12 protein-coding genes are annotated in these 17,176 nt (G+C 64.7%); 4 read left to right on the top strand and 8 right to left on the bottom strand.

Going from position 1 to position 17,176, the window contains the following annotated elements; genetic code table 11:
* Positions 1-104: 104 nt before the first annotated feature.
* Together R2834_02655 and R2834_02660 are read right to left on the bottom strand one after the other, a co-directional pair.
* On the bottom strand, positions 105-2,753 hold the full coding sequence (locus R2834_02655; protein ID MEZ4699205.1) for a T9SS type A sorting domain-containing protein: 2,649 nt from the start codon (positions 2,751-2,753) through the stop codon (positions 105-107).
* A gap of 75 nt (positions 2,754-2,828) precedes the next feature.
* Complete coding sequence (locus R2834_02660) at positions 2,829-3,794, bottom strand: primase-helicase zinc-binding domain-containing protein (protein MEZ4699206.1); 966 nt, start codon at positions 3,792-3,794, stop codon at positions 2,829-2,831.
* Between the two features lie 119 nt (positions 3,795-3,913).
* Between R2834_02660 and R2834_02665 the strand changes: the two genes are divergently transcribed.
* Positions 3,914-5,155 carry a sterol desaturase family protein gene (locus R2834_02665; protein MEZ4699207.1) on the top strand — a complete coding sequence of 414 codons (1,242 nt, stop codon included), beginning with the start codon at positions 3,914-3,916 and terminating at the stop codon, positions 5,153-5,155.
* Here R2834_02665 and R2834_02670 read toward each other — a convergent pair.
* From R2834_02670 to R2834_02685, 4 genes are all read right to left on the bottom strand, one after another.
* On the bottom strand, positions 5,148-6,122 hold the full coding sequence (locus R2834_02670; GenBank protein MEZ4699208.1) for an alpha/beta fold hydrolase: 975 nt from the start codon (positions 6,120-6,122) through the stop codon (positions 5,148-5,150). The genes R2834_02665 and R2834_02670 overlap by 8 nt on opposite strands.
* Positions 6,119-6,724 (bottom strand): hypothetical protein, encoded by a 606-nt coding sequence (locus R2834_02675; GenBank protein MEZ4699209.1) that lies wholly within the window; start codon positions 6,722-6,724, stop codon positions 6,119-6,121. Before R2834_02675 ends, R2834_02670 begins: the two co-directional genes overlap by 4 nt.
* Before the next feature lie 138 nt (positions 6,725-6,862).
* On the bottom strand, positions 6,863-7,612 hold the full coding sequence (locus tag R2834_02680) for a TIGR00730 family Rossman fold protein (GenBank protein ID MEZ4699210.1): 750 nt from the start codon (positions 7,610-7,612) through the stop codon (positions 6,863-6,865).
* A gap of 6 nt (positions 7,613-7,618) precedes the next feature.
* On the bottom strand, positions 7,619-9,088 hold the full coding sequence (locus R2834_02685) for a sulfatase (GenBank protein MEZ4699211.1): 1,470 nt from the start codon (positions 9,086-9,088) through the stop codon (positions 7,619-7,621).
* Positions 9,089-9,392: 304 nt separating this feature from the next.
* Between R2834_02685 and nifJ the strand changes: the two genes are divergently transcribed.
* Both nifJ and R2834_02695 read left to right on the top strand, forming a co-directional pair.
* Positions 9,393-13,040, top strand: coding sequence for a pyruvate:ferredoxin (flavodoxin) oxidoreductase (gene nifJ / locus R2834_02690; GenBank protein ID MEZ4699212.1), 3,648 nt, complete (start codon positions 9,393-9,395; stop codon positions 13,038-13,040).
* Between the two features lie 76 nt (positions 13,041-13,116).
* Entirely contained in the window at positions 13,117-14,133 is a 1,017-nt protein-coding gene (locus R2834_02695; GenBank protein MEZ4699213.1) for a dihydroorotate dehydrogenase-like protein, read from the top strand.
* Between the two features lie 36 nt (positions 14,134-14,169).
* On the opposite strand, the gene R2834_02700 is transcribed toward R2834_02695, so the two are convergent.
* The gene (locus R2834_02700; GenBank protein MEZ4699214.1) at positions 14,170-14,574 is read right to left on the bottom strand and encodes a LapA family protein; all 405 of its coding nucleotides are present in this window, start codon (positions 14,572-14,574) and stop codon (positions 14,170-14,172) included.
* A 405-nt stretch (positions 14,575-14,979) separates the two neighbouring features.
* On the opposite strand from R2834_02700, the gene R2834_02705 reads away from it, so the two are divergent.
* Entirely contained in the window at positions 14,980-15,279 is a 300-nt protein-coding gene (locus R2834_02705) for a hypothetical protein (protein ID MEZ4699215.1), read from the top strand.
* Between the two features lie 78 nt (positions 15,280-15,357).
* Here the strand turns inward: R2834_02705 and R2834_02710 are convergent, their stop codons facing one another.
* Positions 15,358-16,713, bottom strand: a complete 1,356-nt coding sequence (locus R2834_02710) for a glucose-1-phosphate adenylyltransferase (GenBank protein MEZ4699216.1) — start codon at positions 16,711-16,713, stop codon at positions 15,358-15,360.
* Between the last annotated feature and the right edge of the window lie 463 nt (positions 16,714-17,176).

Here is a 17,176-nt window from a genome sequence, read left to right on the forward strand (position 1 = left end):
CTCGTACCCCGCTTCGGGCGACCGTCGTGCACGGGGCGCAAACACGACACATAACACAGGGCTCCACGGTCAATATCAAAGACCGTGGAGCCCTGCTCTTCGGGTCAGCGGACCAGCATCGGGCGCGCGGCGCGCCACGACCCGGCGCGCAACTCGTAGAAATACACGCCCTCGCTCAGGCCCTCGGTGTCGATGCGCACCGAATGGGTCCCCGCGCCGAGGTCGGCATCGAACAGGACGCGGACCTGCCGCCCCAGCGCGTCGAAAAGACGCACGGCGACGTGGCCGGCGGTGGGTGCAACGAATTCGATGCGGGTGTCCCCGCGCGCGGGATTCGGGAAGTTCTGCCCGAGCGACCAGCCGGCGAAGGCGTCGCCATCGGCGCGCGCCGGCGCTGACGGCGCGGCGGCAGATGCCGCCTTCGGCAACGCGATGGCGGGCAGTTCGACCAGTCCGTATTCGAAACAATCCGACACGACGGCCGAGATAACGACGCCGTCTCCGATCGCCAGTTTTGCGCCGGAGGCCGGCCGCTCTCCTTTCCAGATCGACGGCGCCAGCAGCTCGTCCTGCCCGTCGAATACGTAGATCTTTCCGTTGACTTCCACACCGGGAGCGCCCACGGCGATCCGGCTGCCTTCGATGGCCACCGAGGCGCCGAAGGCCGGCTCGTTCTCCGCTCCGTAACGGACCATCGTCTCCGCAAAGAGCCCGCCCTTGCGGTCGAGGATGTGGACGCGTCCGTTTTCCCCCACCACAAGGCGATCGGCAGACAGGGCGATGGCGGCTTCGGGGCTCCAACCCTCGCCCAACCGCTGGACCTCGCGCCATGTGCCCTCCAGAAGCTGATACACGCGGATGCTCCCTTCTTTTCCGCCGGTCTGCGCGGCGAGCACATCGCCGGCCAGCGCCAGGCTGCCAAAGCCTTCCTCGGGCGTTTCGGCGGTCAGCACGCCGCGTTCAACGAGCACCCCATCCGACCCGTCGAACAGATGCACCTGCGCCAGGCCGGCCGCATTCCGCGCGGTAGCTGCAATCCAATCGCCGGAAGCAACCACCGTTTCCCCCAGCCCGAGGACACCGTCCAGCGCCAGCGGCTTGTCGCTCGCCACCCAGACGCCGTCGACCTGCCGGTAGGTGACGAGCCCGCCCGATGTCGTTTTGCCGTCAGCCGATCGGCCGGGCGTCCCGACGACGAGCGATTCGCCTGCAAAAGCCATCGAAGCGCCAAATCGATCGCCGGGCCGGCCGTCCTCGGGCACGATGGTGGCATCCTGCATCCAGCGGCCGTCGACGTAGCGATACGTCTGCACGCCGCCGTGCCCCGCGTAGAAGGGAACGGAGATGGCCATCGTGCCGGCATGGATCGCCAGGTCGGTACCAAAGCCGTCGCACGGATCGTCGGTGCCGGACGTGATCGCCGCGCCTACGCGATGCCAGAACGGGCCGGACAACGCCGGCGTGATGACATAGGCCGCGCCGACCCGATTCGCCCACACGCCGCCGATGGTCGTCCCGTACCAGGGCGCCCCGACGACCGCTTCGTTACGCAGCAGCGAAATGCTCCAGCCAAAGGCGTCCATGTAGGTTTGCGCCGGAGCGTTCAGGACCTCCAGGATCTCCCAGCCACTGGTTTCTTCGCGGTAGAGATACGTCGAACTGGGCGCTCCGCCCGGCCCGGGTCCCGTCCCGCTCGGGTAGCGGGTGCCCACCGCGACGACGCCGTCGAACGACGCCACTTCATATCCGTACCAGTTTTCGGTGCCCGGGGTGGGTTCTTCCCGTTTGACGTAGGTCCTGCGCGACCAGGAGCCGCTCTGGCGCTCGTAGATATAGACGGCGCCGGCCCGGTCGTAGCCTCGCACCCCGCCATCGCCCGGTGCGCCTATCACAATCACATCGCCCTGAACGGACACCGAAAAGCCGAACAGATCGCCGTAATCGACGTCCTGGTTGACCTCGAAATTGAGGAAGCGAAAGACCTTCTCCCACCGGCCGTTTCTGCGCTGGAACAGCTCGGCCTGCCCGGTAGCCCCGCTTGTCTCGGGCGCGCCAACGACAAACGTGTCGCCGCTCAGCGAGACGCTGAAACCGTATTGCCCATCCGGAAAGTCGATGGCCTCCGGATAAAATTGGGCTACATGCGTCCAGACGCCATTGACCTCCTCGTAGACATGGACGGCGCCGGTGCGCAATTCCTCGGCGAGATCTTCGGAAGGGGATCCCACAACGAGCGTGGCGCCGTCGATCGACACCGACATGCCGAAAGCCTGTCCGTCCAGCGGCGGCAGGACGAAGGGATCGGGGCGGGCGAGGGATGCGACGGGCGTGGCCGGCGTGTCGCTGTCGAGGTCGTACAGAAAAACGCGTCCGATGCTGTCGTACAGGGGCGCGCCGACCGCCAGCATCCCCCCGCTCAGATCGATGGAGCGCCCGTAGTACACATTGATGGGCCCGGGCTCGGGCGCCTCCAGATCGAACCAGAACTGCCATGCGCCATTGATCCTCCTGTAAATCCGGACGCTCCCCGATGGGAGGGTGGGAGGATCGGGCTGGTGGGGATAAATCGAAGAAATCGCCATGTACCGGTCGTTCATGGCCGTATCCCAACCGAAGACGTCGTGATAGAGCACGTGACCGTCGAGCAGCTGCTGCATGACGGGCTGGGACCGAGCGGCCGGCACGGTGAAAAGCAGGAACAGAACAAGCAGGGCGCCGGGGCGTCGCGCCGCGTTGGCAAGGCGTATGTCCATCGTAAAACCTCTCTGGTGACGGAAGGGCTGCGATGGAGTAAGCAGCAACGGCGGCCGGGGCGGCTCAGGGGTGGGTCAATCCGCCGTGTCGGCAAGCCCGCGCCCGACCCAGGCGTGCAGGTCGATGCCATCCTGCAGCATGGCGTTGGCGTCGTCCCAGTAGGGCCGCCAGCGCCGGGCGAGGGGGAGGGTATCGAGCCAGAACCGGGCGGCCTGTTCGCCGGCGGGGTCGGAGTCGAAGGCGACGAGTACGGTCCCGGCCCGTTGGAGCCGGTCGATCCAGTGCCGACGGCGTCCCCCGCTCGTCGAGCCGGTCGCGACGGCGGCTACGCCGGGGGCATCCTGCATGACGGACAGCGCATCGATTTCGCCCTCGACCAGCACGACCGGGCGCGCCGCCTGGATGTCGTCCGCGTTGTAGAGGCCGTTTGAGGAGCCGGCGGGACCTATGTAGCGGGGCGTCCCCGCGGGCCGGCGCACGTTGAGCCGCCAGATCGACCCGTCGATGATCCAGGGGATCGTGATGCCCCGCGGGAGGTAGACGTCGTTCGGTTGATCGAGGCCCCAGCGGGCGGGGGGATCCCTGCGGTCGGCCGGCTGATAGCCGAGGCTGGCGAGGGCGATCGTCCGATCCGCCAGGCCGCGCCGCCGGAGCCAGTCGAGCGCGCGGCCGCCATCGGGCGCCCAGAGCCGGTCGCGGGCGCGTTCGGCCTCGCACCAGGCCTGCTCCTGCCACGCCTCCGAGGGGGGCACGAGCCGCTCGGGGGTCCGGTCCAGCGACTTTTCCGTCGGCGAGGCGATCACCCCCACCGCCGCGCAGGCCTCCCGGTAGCCCAGGCCGCGCAGTTCGCGCACGAGGCGGATGGCGTCGCCGCTGCGGCCGCATCGCCGGCACCAGTACCGTCCGGACGCGCCCTGATTCGGCCAGACGCGAAAACGGTCCCGCCCGCCGCACCAGGGGCAGGGGCCGGCGTGTTCGCCGCCGTTCGTGGCGCCGGCGCGGCGGAGCCGAGTCGGAATGTGATCCAGGATGGAAGCCATGTGCAGTCTGTTTATGCACATGTTACACACATATTCACATCGAGTTCTCGAATGAGCGAACGGGATCGTATTTTATGTGACGGCCCGTTCCCGCATCGCCCTGCAACCCCGTTCCCTCCATGGATCTCAACCCCGTCATCATCGCCATCCCGATGTATTTCACGTTGATGGCCGTCGAGCTCGTCTACGAATCCATCACCCATCGAAAAACCTACCGGCTGAACGACGCCGTCACCAACGTCAGCACGGGCACGCTACAGCAGCTCACCAACACGTTTCTGACGCTGTTCCGGATAGGGATCTACACCCTCGTCTATGAACGATTCGCGTTCGTGCAGCTCGACCAGACGTGGGGCACGTTTGCGGTGGCCTTCCTGATGTGGGATCTGTGCTACTACTGGGAGCATCGGATGGCGCACACGATCAGCCTGTTCTGGGGCGGGCACGTGGTGCATCATCAGAGCGAGGACTTCAACCTGTCCGTCGCGCTGCGGCAGACGTCGACCGGCTTTATCTGGGGATTGCCGTTTTATCTTCCCATGGCGCTGGTGGGGATCCATCCGATCCAGTTCGTGTTTGTCGGCGGCATCAATCTGCTCTACCAGTTCTGGATCCACACCGAACACATCGGCAAGATGCCGCGCTGGTTCGAGGCGATCTTCAATACGCCTTCCCATCACCGGGTGCATCACGGGCGGGATCCGAAATACATCGACAAGAACTTCGCCGGCGTGCTGATCGTCTGGGACCGGCTGTTCGGGACCTTCCAGGAAGAGGAGGAGCGGCCGCACTACGGCATTACCCGTCCGCTGCGCAGCTGGAACCCGGTCTACGCCAACTTCGCGCACTACATCGACCTGTTTCACACGGCCCGGAAGGCGCGCAGCGCCGGCGACGTGTTACGGATCCTGTTCAAGCGCCCCGGGTGGCAGCCGGCGTATCTGGGCGGATCGGCGCCCCTGGCGGCCGTCGATCCATCCTACACCAAATACGACGAGCACGAGGCGCGGGATGTGAATCTCTACATCCTCGCGCAATTTCTGGGCGCGCTGGCGATCAACGCCCTGTACTTTTTCCGCCACGCATCCCTGGACCCGGTCACCAAGGGCTGTTACGCGCTCTGGATCCTGGTGACGACGCTCATGTTCGGCTTCCTCTTCGAGCACAAAAACGGCTGGCTGTCGGCGCTGGAAATCGGCCGGCTGCTGACGATTCCGGTGGGGATGTGGATGGTGCAGCAGGCCGGCGTGCCGCTTGCGCCGGTGGCCTTCGCGGCCGGCGCGGTGTTTTCGGTTGCGAGCACGGCGGCCTTCATCTGGCTCAAGTGGCTGCGCCCGTCGCGGAGCGCGGAGGTCATCTGACCGGCTCGGCGGCGAGGGGCGCGAGGAACGTCACGATGCGCTCGACCGTCGGCATCGTTTCGCGGGGCGATAGGATGGCGCCGGCGAGGACGTGGTTCGAGGGGTCGCCGGCCTCTTCGACGAGGACCAGCTCCTTGACCGACGAGCCGAATCGTGGATAGGCCTCGGCGATCCGGATGGGGTCCACCACCTGGTCGTCAGGCGAGCAGACGACGAGCAGCGGGGTCTGGATGCGCCCGAAATCGAGGCGGTTCACCAGATCCACGAGCCCCATCATGGGCACGAGCGCACTGCTTGGATGCCGTGTTTTCCAGTAGCGGGCATGCTGTTCGTTGGCCGGCTCCCAGATGTAATAAGGGCCCACGACCATCCGGGCGAGTTGTTTGCCCCACGGCCAGAGGAGCAGCCCGGACATCTTGTCTTTCGGACCGTAGTTCGGCGAGATGAGGACGACGGCCATCAGCGCGTCCGTGTCCGGCTGCGCGGCGAGCCAGGTGGCGAGGGTGCCTCCGGTGGACGTGCCGATCACGACGACCCGCTCGCCCAGCCGTTGCCCGATGGCATAGGCTTCCATCGTGTCGTTCAGCCAGTCGTTGATGCGGGCCTCCCCCATGGCGTCGTCGCTGCGACCGTGGCCGGCGAGGCGCGTGTAGAACAGGTTGGCCCCGAGGCGCGCGGCGACGGAATCCGAGAGCGGGCTGGTCTCCTGCCGCGTGGCGGAGAACCCATGGAGATACACGACCGAAACCGGCGTGCGCGCCTTCTCCGGGTTGGCCCAGACGATCGTTTTTTCGGCGCCGGGGATGATGTCGTCGAAGCGCGCCTCGGACGTGGCGAGGTAGGTGTCGAGATCGGCCGGCAGGTCGAGGGGCTGGATGGTTTCGTCGACGTCGGGGCGCGGTCCGAGCACGAAGGCGATCGCGAGGGCAATCCCCAGGATCAAAAAAACAGCTTTGGCAGGAGTCATGGGGTGAAGGCGCCGGGGTCGGCGACGATGCGGTGGGCGCTCTCGAACCGGTCCAGCGAGTCGAAGTGCTCGATCACCGCGTCCCGCATGAGGAGCGTGCGAGCCGGCGAGCGCAGTACAGGGTACGACGAATACGGCCAGTCTCGAAAATCGCTAACGAACCCGTGGTGCTGGGGATTCAGGTGAATATACGTCACGAGCCGGCTGAAGTAGGCTTCTCCGTGGATTTCGATCCGATGGAAGGGATGTTCAAAAAGACAACCCGTTCGACCATAGACCTTGTTCACGGCCTTGGCGTAGCCGTTGAAGAGGTTGCTGAACTGCTGGCTCGGCCCTTTGAGCAGTACGTGTTCCGGGGACCGCTTTTGCTCGGCGGCCCACCAGGCGCGCTGCTCTTCTTCGGTTTTGATACGAACGAGAAAGTGGTAGTGATTCCAGAGGAGGCAGTAGGCGAACGTGTCGGCAACGGGTGGGATATAGCGCCAGTATTTGTCCAGAAAGAACGCGAAGTTGCGCTCCTCGAGGAACAGGTTCTGACGGTTGTTTCCACGGTTATAGATGTGGTAGTAGGTGCCGAACTGGAGGGGGATGGGTTTGGACATGGCGAAAATCGAGGGCTGGTGAGGTGGGGCCTTCCCCAAACCCGAAGGGTCTCGGAGACCCTTCGGGTTTTTGCGGGGCAACCACGCTGGTCTTTACCCTACCAGACACATCCGCCGGCAACAACGTACCGTGTTTATCTACCCTTCGCCGAGAATCCACCGCCGTTTGATCCGCGCCCCATAGGTCAGGCCGAACCGCTCCATCGCCACATCCCGCACATAACGCACCGCCTCTTCCGGCGAATCCGTCACATAAAAGTAGTTCATATCCTCGCCGTCGATCGTTCCTTCCGCCGCCAGACGCTCGTACATGAACGCAAGCATCGGCTCCCAGAACGACTTCCCCACCAGCACCAGCGGAAATGCGCGAATCTTGCCCGTCTGAACGAGCGTGGCCGTCTCGAACAATTCGTCGAGCGTCCCGAACCCGCCCGGCAGCACGATGAAGGCGTAGGAGTACTTCACCAGCATCAGCTTCCGCACATAAAAGTGCCGGAATCGCACGCTGCGGTCGAGATAGGGATTGTCCGTCTGCTCGTGCGGTAGCTCGATGGTGCACCCCACCGAATGTCCGCCGGCCTCCTTCGCCCCCCGGTTCGCGGCCTCCATGATGCCGGGGCCTCCCCCCGTCATCACGGTAAATCCTGCATGGACGAGTTCCCGCCCCACCAGCCGGCCCAGTTCGTAATAGGGATGGTCTTCCTTGAAGCGAGCCGACCCGAAGACGGAGACGCAGGGCCCCACGAAGTGCAGGACGCGGAAGCCCCGCAGCATCTCAAAAAAGACCCGGATGGCCCGCCACAGCTCTGATTTTCGCGACTGCGGCCCCTGCAGCAGGGGAAGATCGTCGCCGGCCACCTCGGCCGTCGCCTGGTTCGATTCGGTCATCCGGCCTCAATCGTGCAATTTGCGCTGATCTTGCTGCCGATAACGCGGCCGGCGGAAGGCCACGTTGACGGCATCCTCGGCATCCAGCATGTCGAACAGGCGCTCCTGCATGGTGGCGATCAACGCCTGGTGCTCGGGACTGTCGATCAGGTTGTATTTCTCCAGGGGGTCGGTTTGCAGATCGTAAAACTCGTTCTGATCCCAGAGCCCGTGATAGAACATGAACTTGTAGCGCTCCCCCCGGAGGGCAAAGACCGTGGGCGTGTGCGGGAAGTTGTACTCCCAGTAGTACTGGTAGGCGAACTCCTTCCGCCAGTCGGGCACCGTCTTGCCTTCGAGCAGCGGAACGAACGAACGCCCCTGCATGCGCGCCGGCGTCGCCTGGCCGGCCAGTTCGAGCACGGTGGGGGCGATATCAATGTTGAGCACCATCTCGTCCGTAGCGGAACCGGCCTTCACATAGCCGGGTGCGTAGACGAGCATCGGGACGCGCATCGACTCCTCGTAGGCCTGGCGCTTGTCAATCAGCCCGTGCTCGCCGAACGAAAATCCGTTGTCGCCCATGTACACGACGAGGGTGTTCTCGATCAACCCCGACGATTCCAGGTAATCCAGCACACGCCCGACATTCTCGTCGAGCCCGAGCAGCGTTTCGCAGTACCGGCGGTAGAAGGTGTCGAAATCCATCGTGCCGTGGTACATGTAGTCGACGCCGTGCCATCCATAGCGCTGCTCGCGCACCCAGTTCGGCTTGCCCCGGTAGTTCTCCTCGGTGTTCGCCATGGTCTCCGGGTAGCGGAGCTTGACGTCGTCGTAGCGCCCCAGATGCCGCTCGGCCGGCTCGAACTCGGCGTGGACCGATTTATGGGACAGATACAGGAAGAAGGGTTGATCCGCCTGCCGGTCGCGGAGCCACTGCAGCGCATGATCGGTCAGGATATCCGCCGTATAGCCTTTTATTTCGCCGCGGGATCCGTTGATGTTGAGGACGGGATTATAGTAGGTCCCCTGCCCCTGAAAGCTTTCCCAGTGGTTGAAGCCGGGGCGCGGCTCATCGGTCTCGCCGCCCATGTGCCACTTGCCGAAAAACGCGGTCTGGTAGCCGGCCTGCTGGAGATCCTGCGGAAAGAAGCGCGTCCCTTCGGGCACGTCCGTCGCGTTGTCGACGACGCCGTGGCGGTGCGAGTACTGCCCTGTGAGGATGGAAGCGCGGCTCGGAGAGCACAGCGAGGTCGTGACGAAGGCGTTGCGGATATGCATCCCGCCGGCAGCCATCCGGTCCAGGTTGGGCGTCTCCAGAAAGTCGGGCGCGTTGGGATGGAAGCTCATGAAGTCGTACCGATGGTCGTCGCTCAGGATGAAGACGACGTTGCGCGGCGCCTTCGGCGCGTTGCCGGCGGTCCGCTCGCCGGGAAGAGAGAATCCGAGTGTAAGGCAAATGAGGAGCCACAGCGCTCCCTGCACAGAAAGCCTCATGATGCAGTGTAGGTTGGGGAGGACGATCACGAACACCGGCCTTGCAGCCAGCCACCGGAGAAGCCGGCGCGGCGCAGGCCGCGCATAATGTAGGGATTTCTTTTCATCACATCACATCTCCCCCCATCCCTCGGGGCCCTCGCACGCGCTTCGGCAGGAAGCAGCCCTGTAGGATCCCCGCCTACACGTCTGTACGCCCCCGCACCGCCACATCCCGGCGACCTGCCCCGTCACGTTGCCTTACACGTCGCCCCGTTCTTTCATGGCACGTATCGCCCCGACTTTCACCTTCTGGTTGCGGACCATGAAACGCACCTTTGCCACGATCGACGGCAACGAAGCCGCCGCCTACATTGCCCACAAGACGAACGAAGTCGTCGCCATCTACCCCATCACGCCGGCCTCTCCCATGGGCGAACTGGCCGACCTCTGGACGATGCAGCGCCAGAAAAACATCTGGGGGATGGTGCCGGACGTCGTCGAGATGCAGTCCGAAGGCGGCGCCGCCGGCGCGGTGCACGGGGCGCTCCAGGCCGGCTCGCTCACCACGACCTTCACGGCGAGCCAGGGCCTCCTCCTCATGATCCCGAACATGTACAAGATCGCCGGCGAACTCACCAGCACGGTGTTTCACATCGCCGCCCGCTCCCTCGCCGCACAGGGGCTGTCGATCTTCGGGGATCACTCGGACGTCATGGCCGCCCGCGCCACCGGCTGGGCCATGCTCTTCGCCAACTCGGTCCAGGAGATCATGGATTTCGCCCTCATCGCCCAGGCCAGCACCCTCGAATCGCGGATCCCCTTCCTCCACATCTTCGACGGCTTCCGGTCCTCCCACGAGATCCAGAAGATTGAGATGATGCCCGAAAAGCACATCCGCACGATGATCGACGACGACCTCGTCCGCGCCCACCGCACCCGCGGCCTCTCGCCGGATCACCCCTTCATCCGGGGCACGGCCCAGAACCCGGACGTCTACTTCCAGGCCCGCGAGACGGTCAACCCCTACTACCTCGCCGTACCTGAAATCGTGCAGCGGCGGATGGACGAACTCGGCGCCCTCACCGGACGCACGTACCGGCTATTCGACTATGTCGGCGCGCCCGACGCCGAGCGGGTCATCGTCCTGATGGGCTCCGGCGCGGAGACCGTCGAGGAAACCGTGATGCACCTGACGGCCCAGGGCGAACGCGTCGGGCTCGTGAAAGTCCGCCTCTACCGTCCGTTCTCCGTCGAACACTTGATCCAGGCCCTGCCGGCGAGCGTCAAGACCCTCGCCGTGCTCGACCGCACCAAGGAGCCCGGCGCCGCCGGCGAGCCGCTCTACCAGGACGTGCTCACCGCGGTCGTGGAAGGCATGGCCGGCGGCGCCGCTCCCTTCGCCGCCATGCCGCGGATCGTGGGCGGCCGCTACGGCCTCTCCTCGAAGGAGTTCACGCCGGCGATGGTGCGCGGCATCTTCGACGAACTGAAGCGGGACGTCCCGAAAAACCACTTCACCGTCGGCATCGTCGACGACGTCACCCACACGAGCCTGCCGTGGGACGCCGACTGGCAGATCGAGCCGGCGGACGTCACGCGCGCCGTCTTCTGGGGCCTCGGCTCCGACGGCACCGTCGGCGCCAACAAGAACTCGATCAAGATCATCGGCACCGAGACCGACCAGTACGCGCAGGGCTATTTCGTGTACGACTCGAAGAAGTCGGGCGCCCGCACCGTATCCCACCTCCGCTTCGGGCCCCGCCCGATCCACAGCACCTACCTGATCCAGCAGGCGAATTTTGTCGCCGTCCACCAGTTCAACTTCCTCGAACGCTACGACACGCTCGCGCTCGCCGAGACAGGGGCGACGTTCCTCCTCAACAGCCCGTTCGGACCGGACGAGGTGTGGGATCGCCTCCCGCGCCGCGTCCAGGAACAGATCATCGAAAAAAGCCTGGCCTTTTATGTGATCGACGCGCTCGACGTCGCCCGCGAGGCGAACATGGGCGGCCGCGTCAACACGATCATGCAGACCTGCTTCTTCGCCCTGAGCGGCGTCCTGCCCCGCGAGGAGGCGATCACGAAGATCAAGGAGGCCATCAAAAAAACCTACGGCAAGCGCGGCGAGGCGGCCGTCCAGATGAACTACGCCGCCGTCGACGCCGCCCTCGCCCACCTGCACCAGGTGCGGGTCCCGGAGACCGCCACCGGCATGATCGAACTCCCGCTCGTGGTACCCACGCAGGCGCCGGCGTTCGTCCAGCACGTTACGGCATCCATGATCGCCGGCCTCGGCGACGCGCTGCCCGTCAGCGCCCTGCCGGTGGACGGCACCTATCCCTGCGGCACCACCCGGTGGGAAAAACGCAATCTGGCGCACGAGATCCCGGTGTGGGATACCGACATCTGCATCCAGTGCGGCAAGTGCGTGATGATCTGCCCGCACGCCGTCATCCGCTCCAAGGTGGTGGATGACGCGGCGCTGGCCGACGCGCCGGCCGACTTCAAGACGGCGCCGGCCCGCTGGCGCGAGCTGGCGGACCAGCAATACACCCTCCAGGTGGCCGCCGAAGATTGCACCGGCTGCCAGCTTTGCGTCGAGATCTGCCCGGTCAAGGACAAGACGCGCGTCGACCGCAAGGCCATCAACATGGAGCCGCAGCTCCCGCTCCGCGAACGCGCCCGGGCGCACTGGGACTATTTCCTCAGCCTCCCGGACCGCTCGCGGTACGTCGACGACGGCCTCAAATACACCCGCTCGAAGGACGTGCAGCTCCTCGAGCCGCTCTTCGAGTTCTCCGGCGCGTGCGCCGGCTGCGGCGAGACGCCCTACCTCAGTCTGATGACCCGCCTCTTCGGCGACCGCGCCATCGTGGCCAACGCCACCGGCTGCTCCAGCATCTACGGCGGCAACCTCCCGACGACGCCGTGGACCTGCAACAGCGAGGGGCGCGGGCCGGCATGGAGCAACTCGCTCTTCGAGGACAACGCCGAGTTCGGCCTTGGCATGCGGCTGGCGGTTAACCGCCAGGAAGCCTACGCCCGCGACCTGCTCGGCCGGCTCCGCCACCACGACGGCGCCCTCTTCGACGACCTGCTGAACGCCGACCAGACGACGCCCGCCGGCATCGCCGCCCAGCGCGAGCGCGTCCAGCAGCTTAAAACCCGCATCGCCGGCGACACCAGCGCCGAGGCGCGCGACCTCGCCCTCGTGGCGGACGCGCTCGTCAAACGCAGCGTGTGGATCGTCGGCGGCGACGGCTGGGCCTACGACATCGGATTCGGCGGGCTCGACCACGTGCTGGCCAGCGGCAAAAACGTCAACGTCCTCGTGCTCGACACCGAAGTCTACTCCAACACCGGCGGGCAGGCCTCGAAGTCGACCGGCATCGGCGCCGTGGCCAAGTTCGCCGCCGGCGGCAAGGCAACTCCCAAAAAGGACCTCGGCGAACTCGCCATGAGCTACGGCTACGTCTACGTCGCCCAGATCGCCCTCGGTGCGGACGACACCCAGACCGTGCGCGCCTTCGAGGAGGCCGAAAGCTACGACGGCCCGTCGCTCATCATCGCCTACAGCCCGTGCATCGCGCACGGCATCGACATGGCGCGCGGCGTAGATCAGCAGGCGCTCGGCGTGAAGTCCGGCCACTGGCCGCTCTACCGCTTCGATCCGCGCCTGGCCGACGAAGGCAAAAACCCGTTCCAGCTGGACTCCAAGGCCCCGTCCGTGCCCTTCAAGGACTATGCGTACAACGAAAACCGGTACCGGACCCTCACCCTGGTCGACCCCGCCGGCGCCGCGCGTTTCCTCAAGGCGGCACAAGCGCATGTGGACGCCCACTGGAAAAAGTTCGAATCCCTTGCCGGCCTGAGCCCATCCGGCGACGGCGCCGCCATGGCCGCGCCCGCTCCACCCGCCCCCTCCACGCGCCCCAAACCCACCATGCCCCCCGGCTTCAAGGCGACATGATCGCCGATCCCCCGGCCTCGCTCAGGACAGACCGCACATCGGAAATCAAAATCTTCAATCGCTAATCGCTACTCAAATGGATCTCTCGACCACCTACCTCGGCCTCTCGCTCAAGAACCCGATCGTGGCGTCTGCCTCGCCGCTGTCCGAACAGGTATCGACGATCCGCCGGCTGGAAGACGCCGGCGCAGCCGCCGTCGTGATGCACTCCCTCTTCGAGGAGCAGCTCACGCGGGAGAGCCACCGGCTGGACCACTATCTCGACTACGGGACGGAGAGCTTCGCCGAGGCGTTGAGCTACTTCCCGGAGGCCGAGGCCTACCATGTGGGGCCCGACCAGTACCTCGACAAGATCCGGGCGGCGCGCGAGGCCGTGGACATCCCGATCATCGGCAGCCTCAACGGCATCTCGTCCGGCGGATGGATACGGTATGCGAAAGATATCGAGGAGGCCGGCGCGCACGCGCTCGAGCTCAACATCTACTATATCCCCACCGACCCCGACCAGACGGGCGCCCAGGTGGAGGCGCGCTACGTCGACATCGTCAAGGCGATCCGCGAACACATCTCGATCCCGCTCGCCGTCAAACTCAGCCCCTTTTTCAGCTCCATGGCGCACATGGCGCTCCAGCTCGCCGGCGCCGGCGCGAACGGGCTGGTGATGTTCAACCGGTTTTACCAGCCAGACCTCGACCTGGACAGTCTGGAGGTGCGCCCGCATCTCGTGCTGAGCGAGTCGGGCGAGCTGCGGCTACCGCTGCGGTGGGTCGCGATCCTGTACGGCCGCGTGCCGGTCGATTTCGCCATCACGAGCGGGGTACATACCTTCGAGGACGTGCTGAAGGGGGTGATGGCCGGCGCGAACGTTACCATGATGGCCTCCGAACTCCTGAAACACGGCATCGACCGTATCGCCGTCATCCTCGACGAGGTGCAGCACTGGCTGACGCTGCACGAATACGAATCGATCCAGCAGATGTGCGGCAGCATGAGCCAGCGGCACGTGAAGGAGCCCTCGGCGTTCGAGCGGGCGAACTACATGAAAGAGCTGCAGTCGTGGCGGCCGGACCCGGCCGGGTTTTCGCCGTACTGAGGCGTCGTCGCCGGAGCCGGAAGCGATCGGCCGGCGTCAGGGTGTGGAAGGCTCCCGATTCGGGTCGCCCAGGGACGGCTCCGACGTCTCCAGCGCCACATCGAGCCGCGCGTGCAGTTCGTCGAACCGCGTCTCGATCAGCCGGCGCAGTTCGTTGATGCGCGAGAGCTCCTCGTCGTCCGCGAGCTTGCGGGCCTTTTCGAGTTCCTTGTGTTGCTTCCGCGCTTCCAGCAGCGCCACGGTTTCGGCCTTCCCCAGGAAAAGCAGAAAGATCACGGCCAGCAAACCCACGAAGCCCAGCATGAATACGCCCAGCGGCATCTGGATGTCGCCGAACAGGAAGCTCAGGGAAAACGGCGTCGTGAAGGCGCTCCAGTTGATGGCGGCGAAGAGGATCAGCAGAAATAACAGAGCGATAACGATGATGGTGCGCAGTTTCATGGCAGCTTCCTCCTGGTGGATGTAGGTTGAACCGGAACGGCGATGGGATGCGCAGGATCGTGGGACGCGCCTCAGGGTAGATACCCTTCCCGGCGTGAAAAGAGCCGCAGGGTCCGGTTTTTCGTATCTTTTTCGAGGGCACCGGCGTAGTTTGAAGGCGTTCTATTGCATGAGTCGACCCACACCCGGGCGCCGATCGCAGCGCCGCCCGCAGGCCGTCAGACGCCGGCGCCATCAGCCCGCTGACATCCTGCGTCCTACCAGGCCGTGTCTGAAAAATCGTTCGGGCCGTCCCGGAGCATCCAAAAAACCTCCAAAACAGCGTTGGATCCTGAATCACATTCAGGATACGTTTCGGTCTGAATGATTTATCAGACAGAACCTAACCCGCAAAATCGCACGATCATGGAAAAACAGGAATTTCTCGACAAAGCCGGCAAACTGTTCGACTGGTTCGACAAGACGAAGGATAAGCTCGTCGAAGAAGCCGGCGACCTGAAGGAAGATCTCGCCGAAAAGGCCAAGGAGCTCGAAGGCAAACGCGAAATCCTGAAGCAGAAGCTCGAAAAAGCGCGCGAGGCCGGCGAGGAAAAATGGGAGGAGCTGAAGGACGACCTCGAAGAAAGCTTCACCGAGATGAAAGCCGGCGCCGAAAAGTTCGTCGACAAACTCAAGAAGGACGACGCCGCGCCCACCGGCGAGTGAGCCTCGATTCCACGAAAAAAGCCGCACCCGGTCTCGGATGCGGCTTTTTTACGTTTATTCAACGGCGCGACGTGCGCTTCACAGCGCAGCCGCCATCCCCACCGACACCGCCGGCTTGAGGTATTCGGCCGGCAGCCGGTTGACGTGGATGGGCACATTGGTCACGCCGATCAGGGTGCCCTCGGGCACGACCGCGTTGCGGGGGATCACGATGATCCCGTCGCGGATGTAGTAGAACGCCCCCTCGCCTTCCTGGACGTTTTCCTGGTTGGCCAGCACGCTGCCGTTCCCGATCCGCGCGTTCATGTCGATCACCGCGTTTTCGATGAAGCAGGCCTCGCCCACGCCGGGATGATCCGGCGCACTCACGTTGCGCACGCCGCCCGAAGGCCCGGCTTCGTAGTAGTCGGCGCCCATCATGACGGTATTTTTCAGCGTGCTGCGTTCGCCGACGATCGAGCGAATCCCGAGGACGCTGTGGTAGATCCGCGCGTTCGTCACGTTCGACCCTTCACAGATGATCGCGTCGTGGATGAGCGACCCGATGATCTTCGCCGGCGGCAACGCCTCCGCGCGCGTCCGCATGTGCAGGCACGAGGCGTGGAAATCGAAGGACGGCTTTGGCTGCGTCATCGCGATGTTGGCCGCGTGGTAGGAGCGAATGCTCCCCACGTCGCTCCAGTACCCGTCGAACGGGTAGCTCACCACCTTCCACAGGTCGAGCGCCGACGGGATGATGTCCTTCCCGAAATCGTGACGCGACCGGTCCTCGAGCAGGAGTTTGCGCAGGACATCCTTCTTGAACAGGTAGATGCCCGTCGACGCCAGGTAGTGCCGGCCCGCCTGCTCCATCGCCGCCGTCACCGGACTCCGCAGCCCCGCAAGTTGCGCCGGCGCCGGCTTCTCGCGAAATACGGTGATCGTGTCGTCGCCGGAGATCTGCATGATGCCGAAGGACGTCGCGTCCTCGGCCGTCACCGGCGTGGTCGCCACGGTGATGTCGGCGTCCCGCTCCACGTGATGCCGATAGAGCGTCTCGTAGTCCATGTCGTAGATCTGATCGCCCGACAGGACCAGCACGTAGTCGCCGGCGTGATGATCGAGATGGTGCAGGACCTGGCGGACGGCGTCGGCCGTGCCCCTGAACCAGTCGGACGAGTGCGGCGTCTGTTCGGCGGCCAGAATCGAGACGAAGCGATCGTCGTAGGCATCGAAACGATACGTTTCTGAAAGATGCCGATGCAGGCTCGCCGAGTTGAATTGCGTCAGGACGAAGATGCGCTCTATGCCCGAGCGCAGGCAGTTCGTGATGGGGATGTCCACCAGCCGGTATTTGCCGAGGAGCGATATGGCGGGCTTCGCGTGGGTTGCCGTCAACGGGAAAAGCCGTTTTCCGGCCCCGCCTCCGAGCACGACTGCGAGTACGTTGTTCATCGAATGACGCATGATAACTGGTAAGAAAGAAGCTTCGTTGCCATGCCGATTTGCCACACGCGCCGGCGCTCGACACGAGCCCGGGACGGGGGGAGCCTACCGGGTGCCGGATCGGACGGATGCGTTCAAGGGGCGGCGGACCGGACAGGTGCCTTTTTCCACCACGGCGCCGGCAATCCCGAGGATTTTTCCCGTCTGGCCGTCACCGTGCATAGAACACACGTCGATTCAACGGCCGTGCCATCGTGTGCCGTAATCACGGATCTGTCCGTGAACGAACTGTTATGATAACATAACCATCCGCTACGCGAAGGCTGCGAGGGACGCCGGCGTCGGGTTGTGCAGGTTCCTCTCGGCACGACGCGACGGACGCCCCTACAGGCGCTCCATATGGCTCGAAGCGTACCCTCTCAACATCGACACCACCTCTGCATTCTAAAGTCAATCAGATGCTGAGTTTATG

It is taken from the genome of Rhodothermales bacterium (assembly GCA_041391505.1).
Lineage (GTDB): Bacteria > Bacteroidota > Rhodothermia > Rhodothermales > JAHQVL01 > JAWKNW01.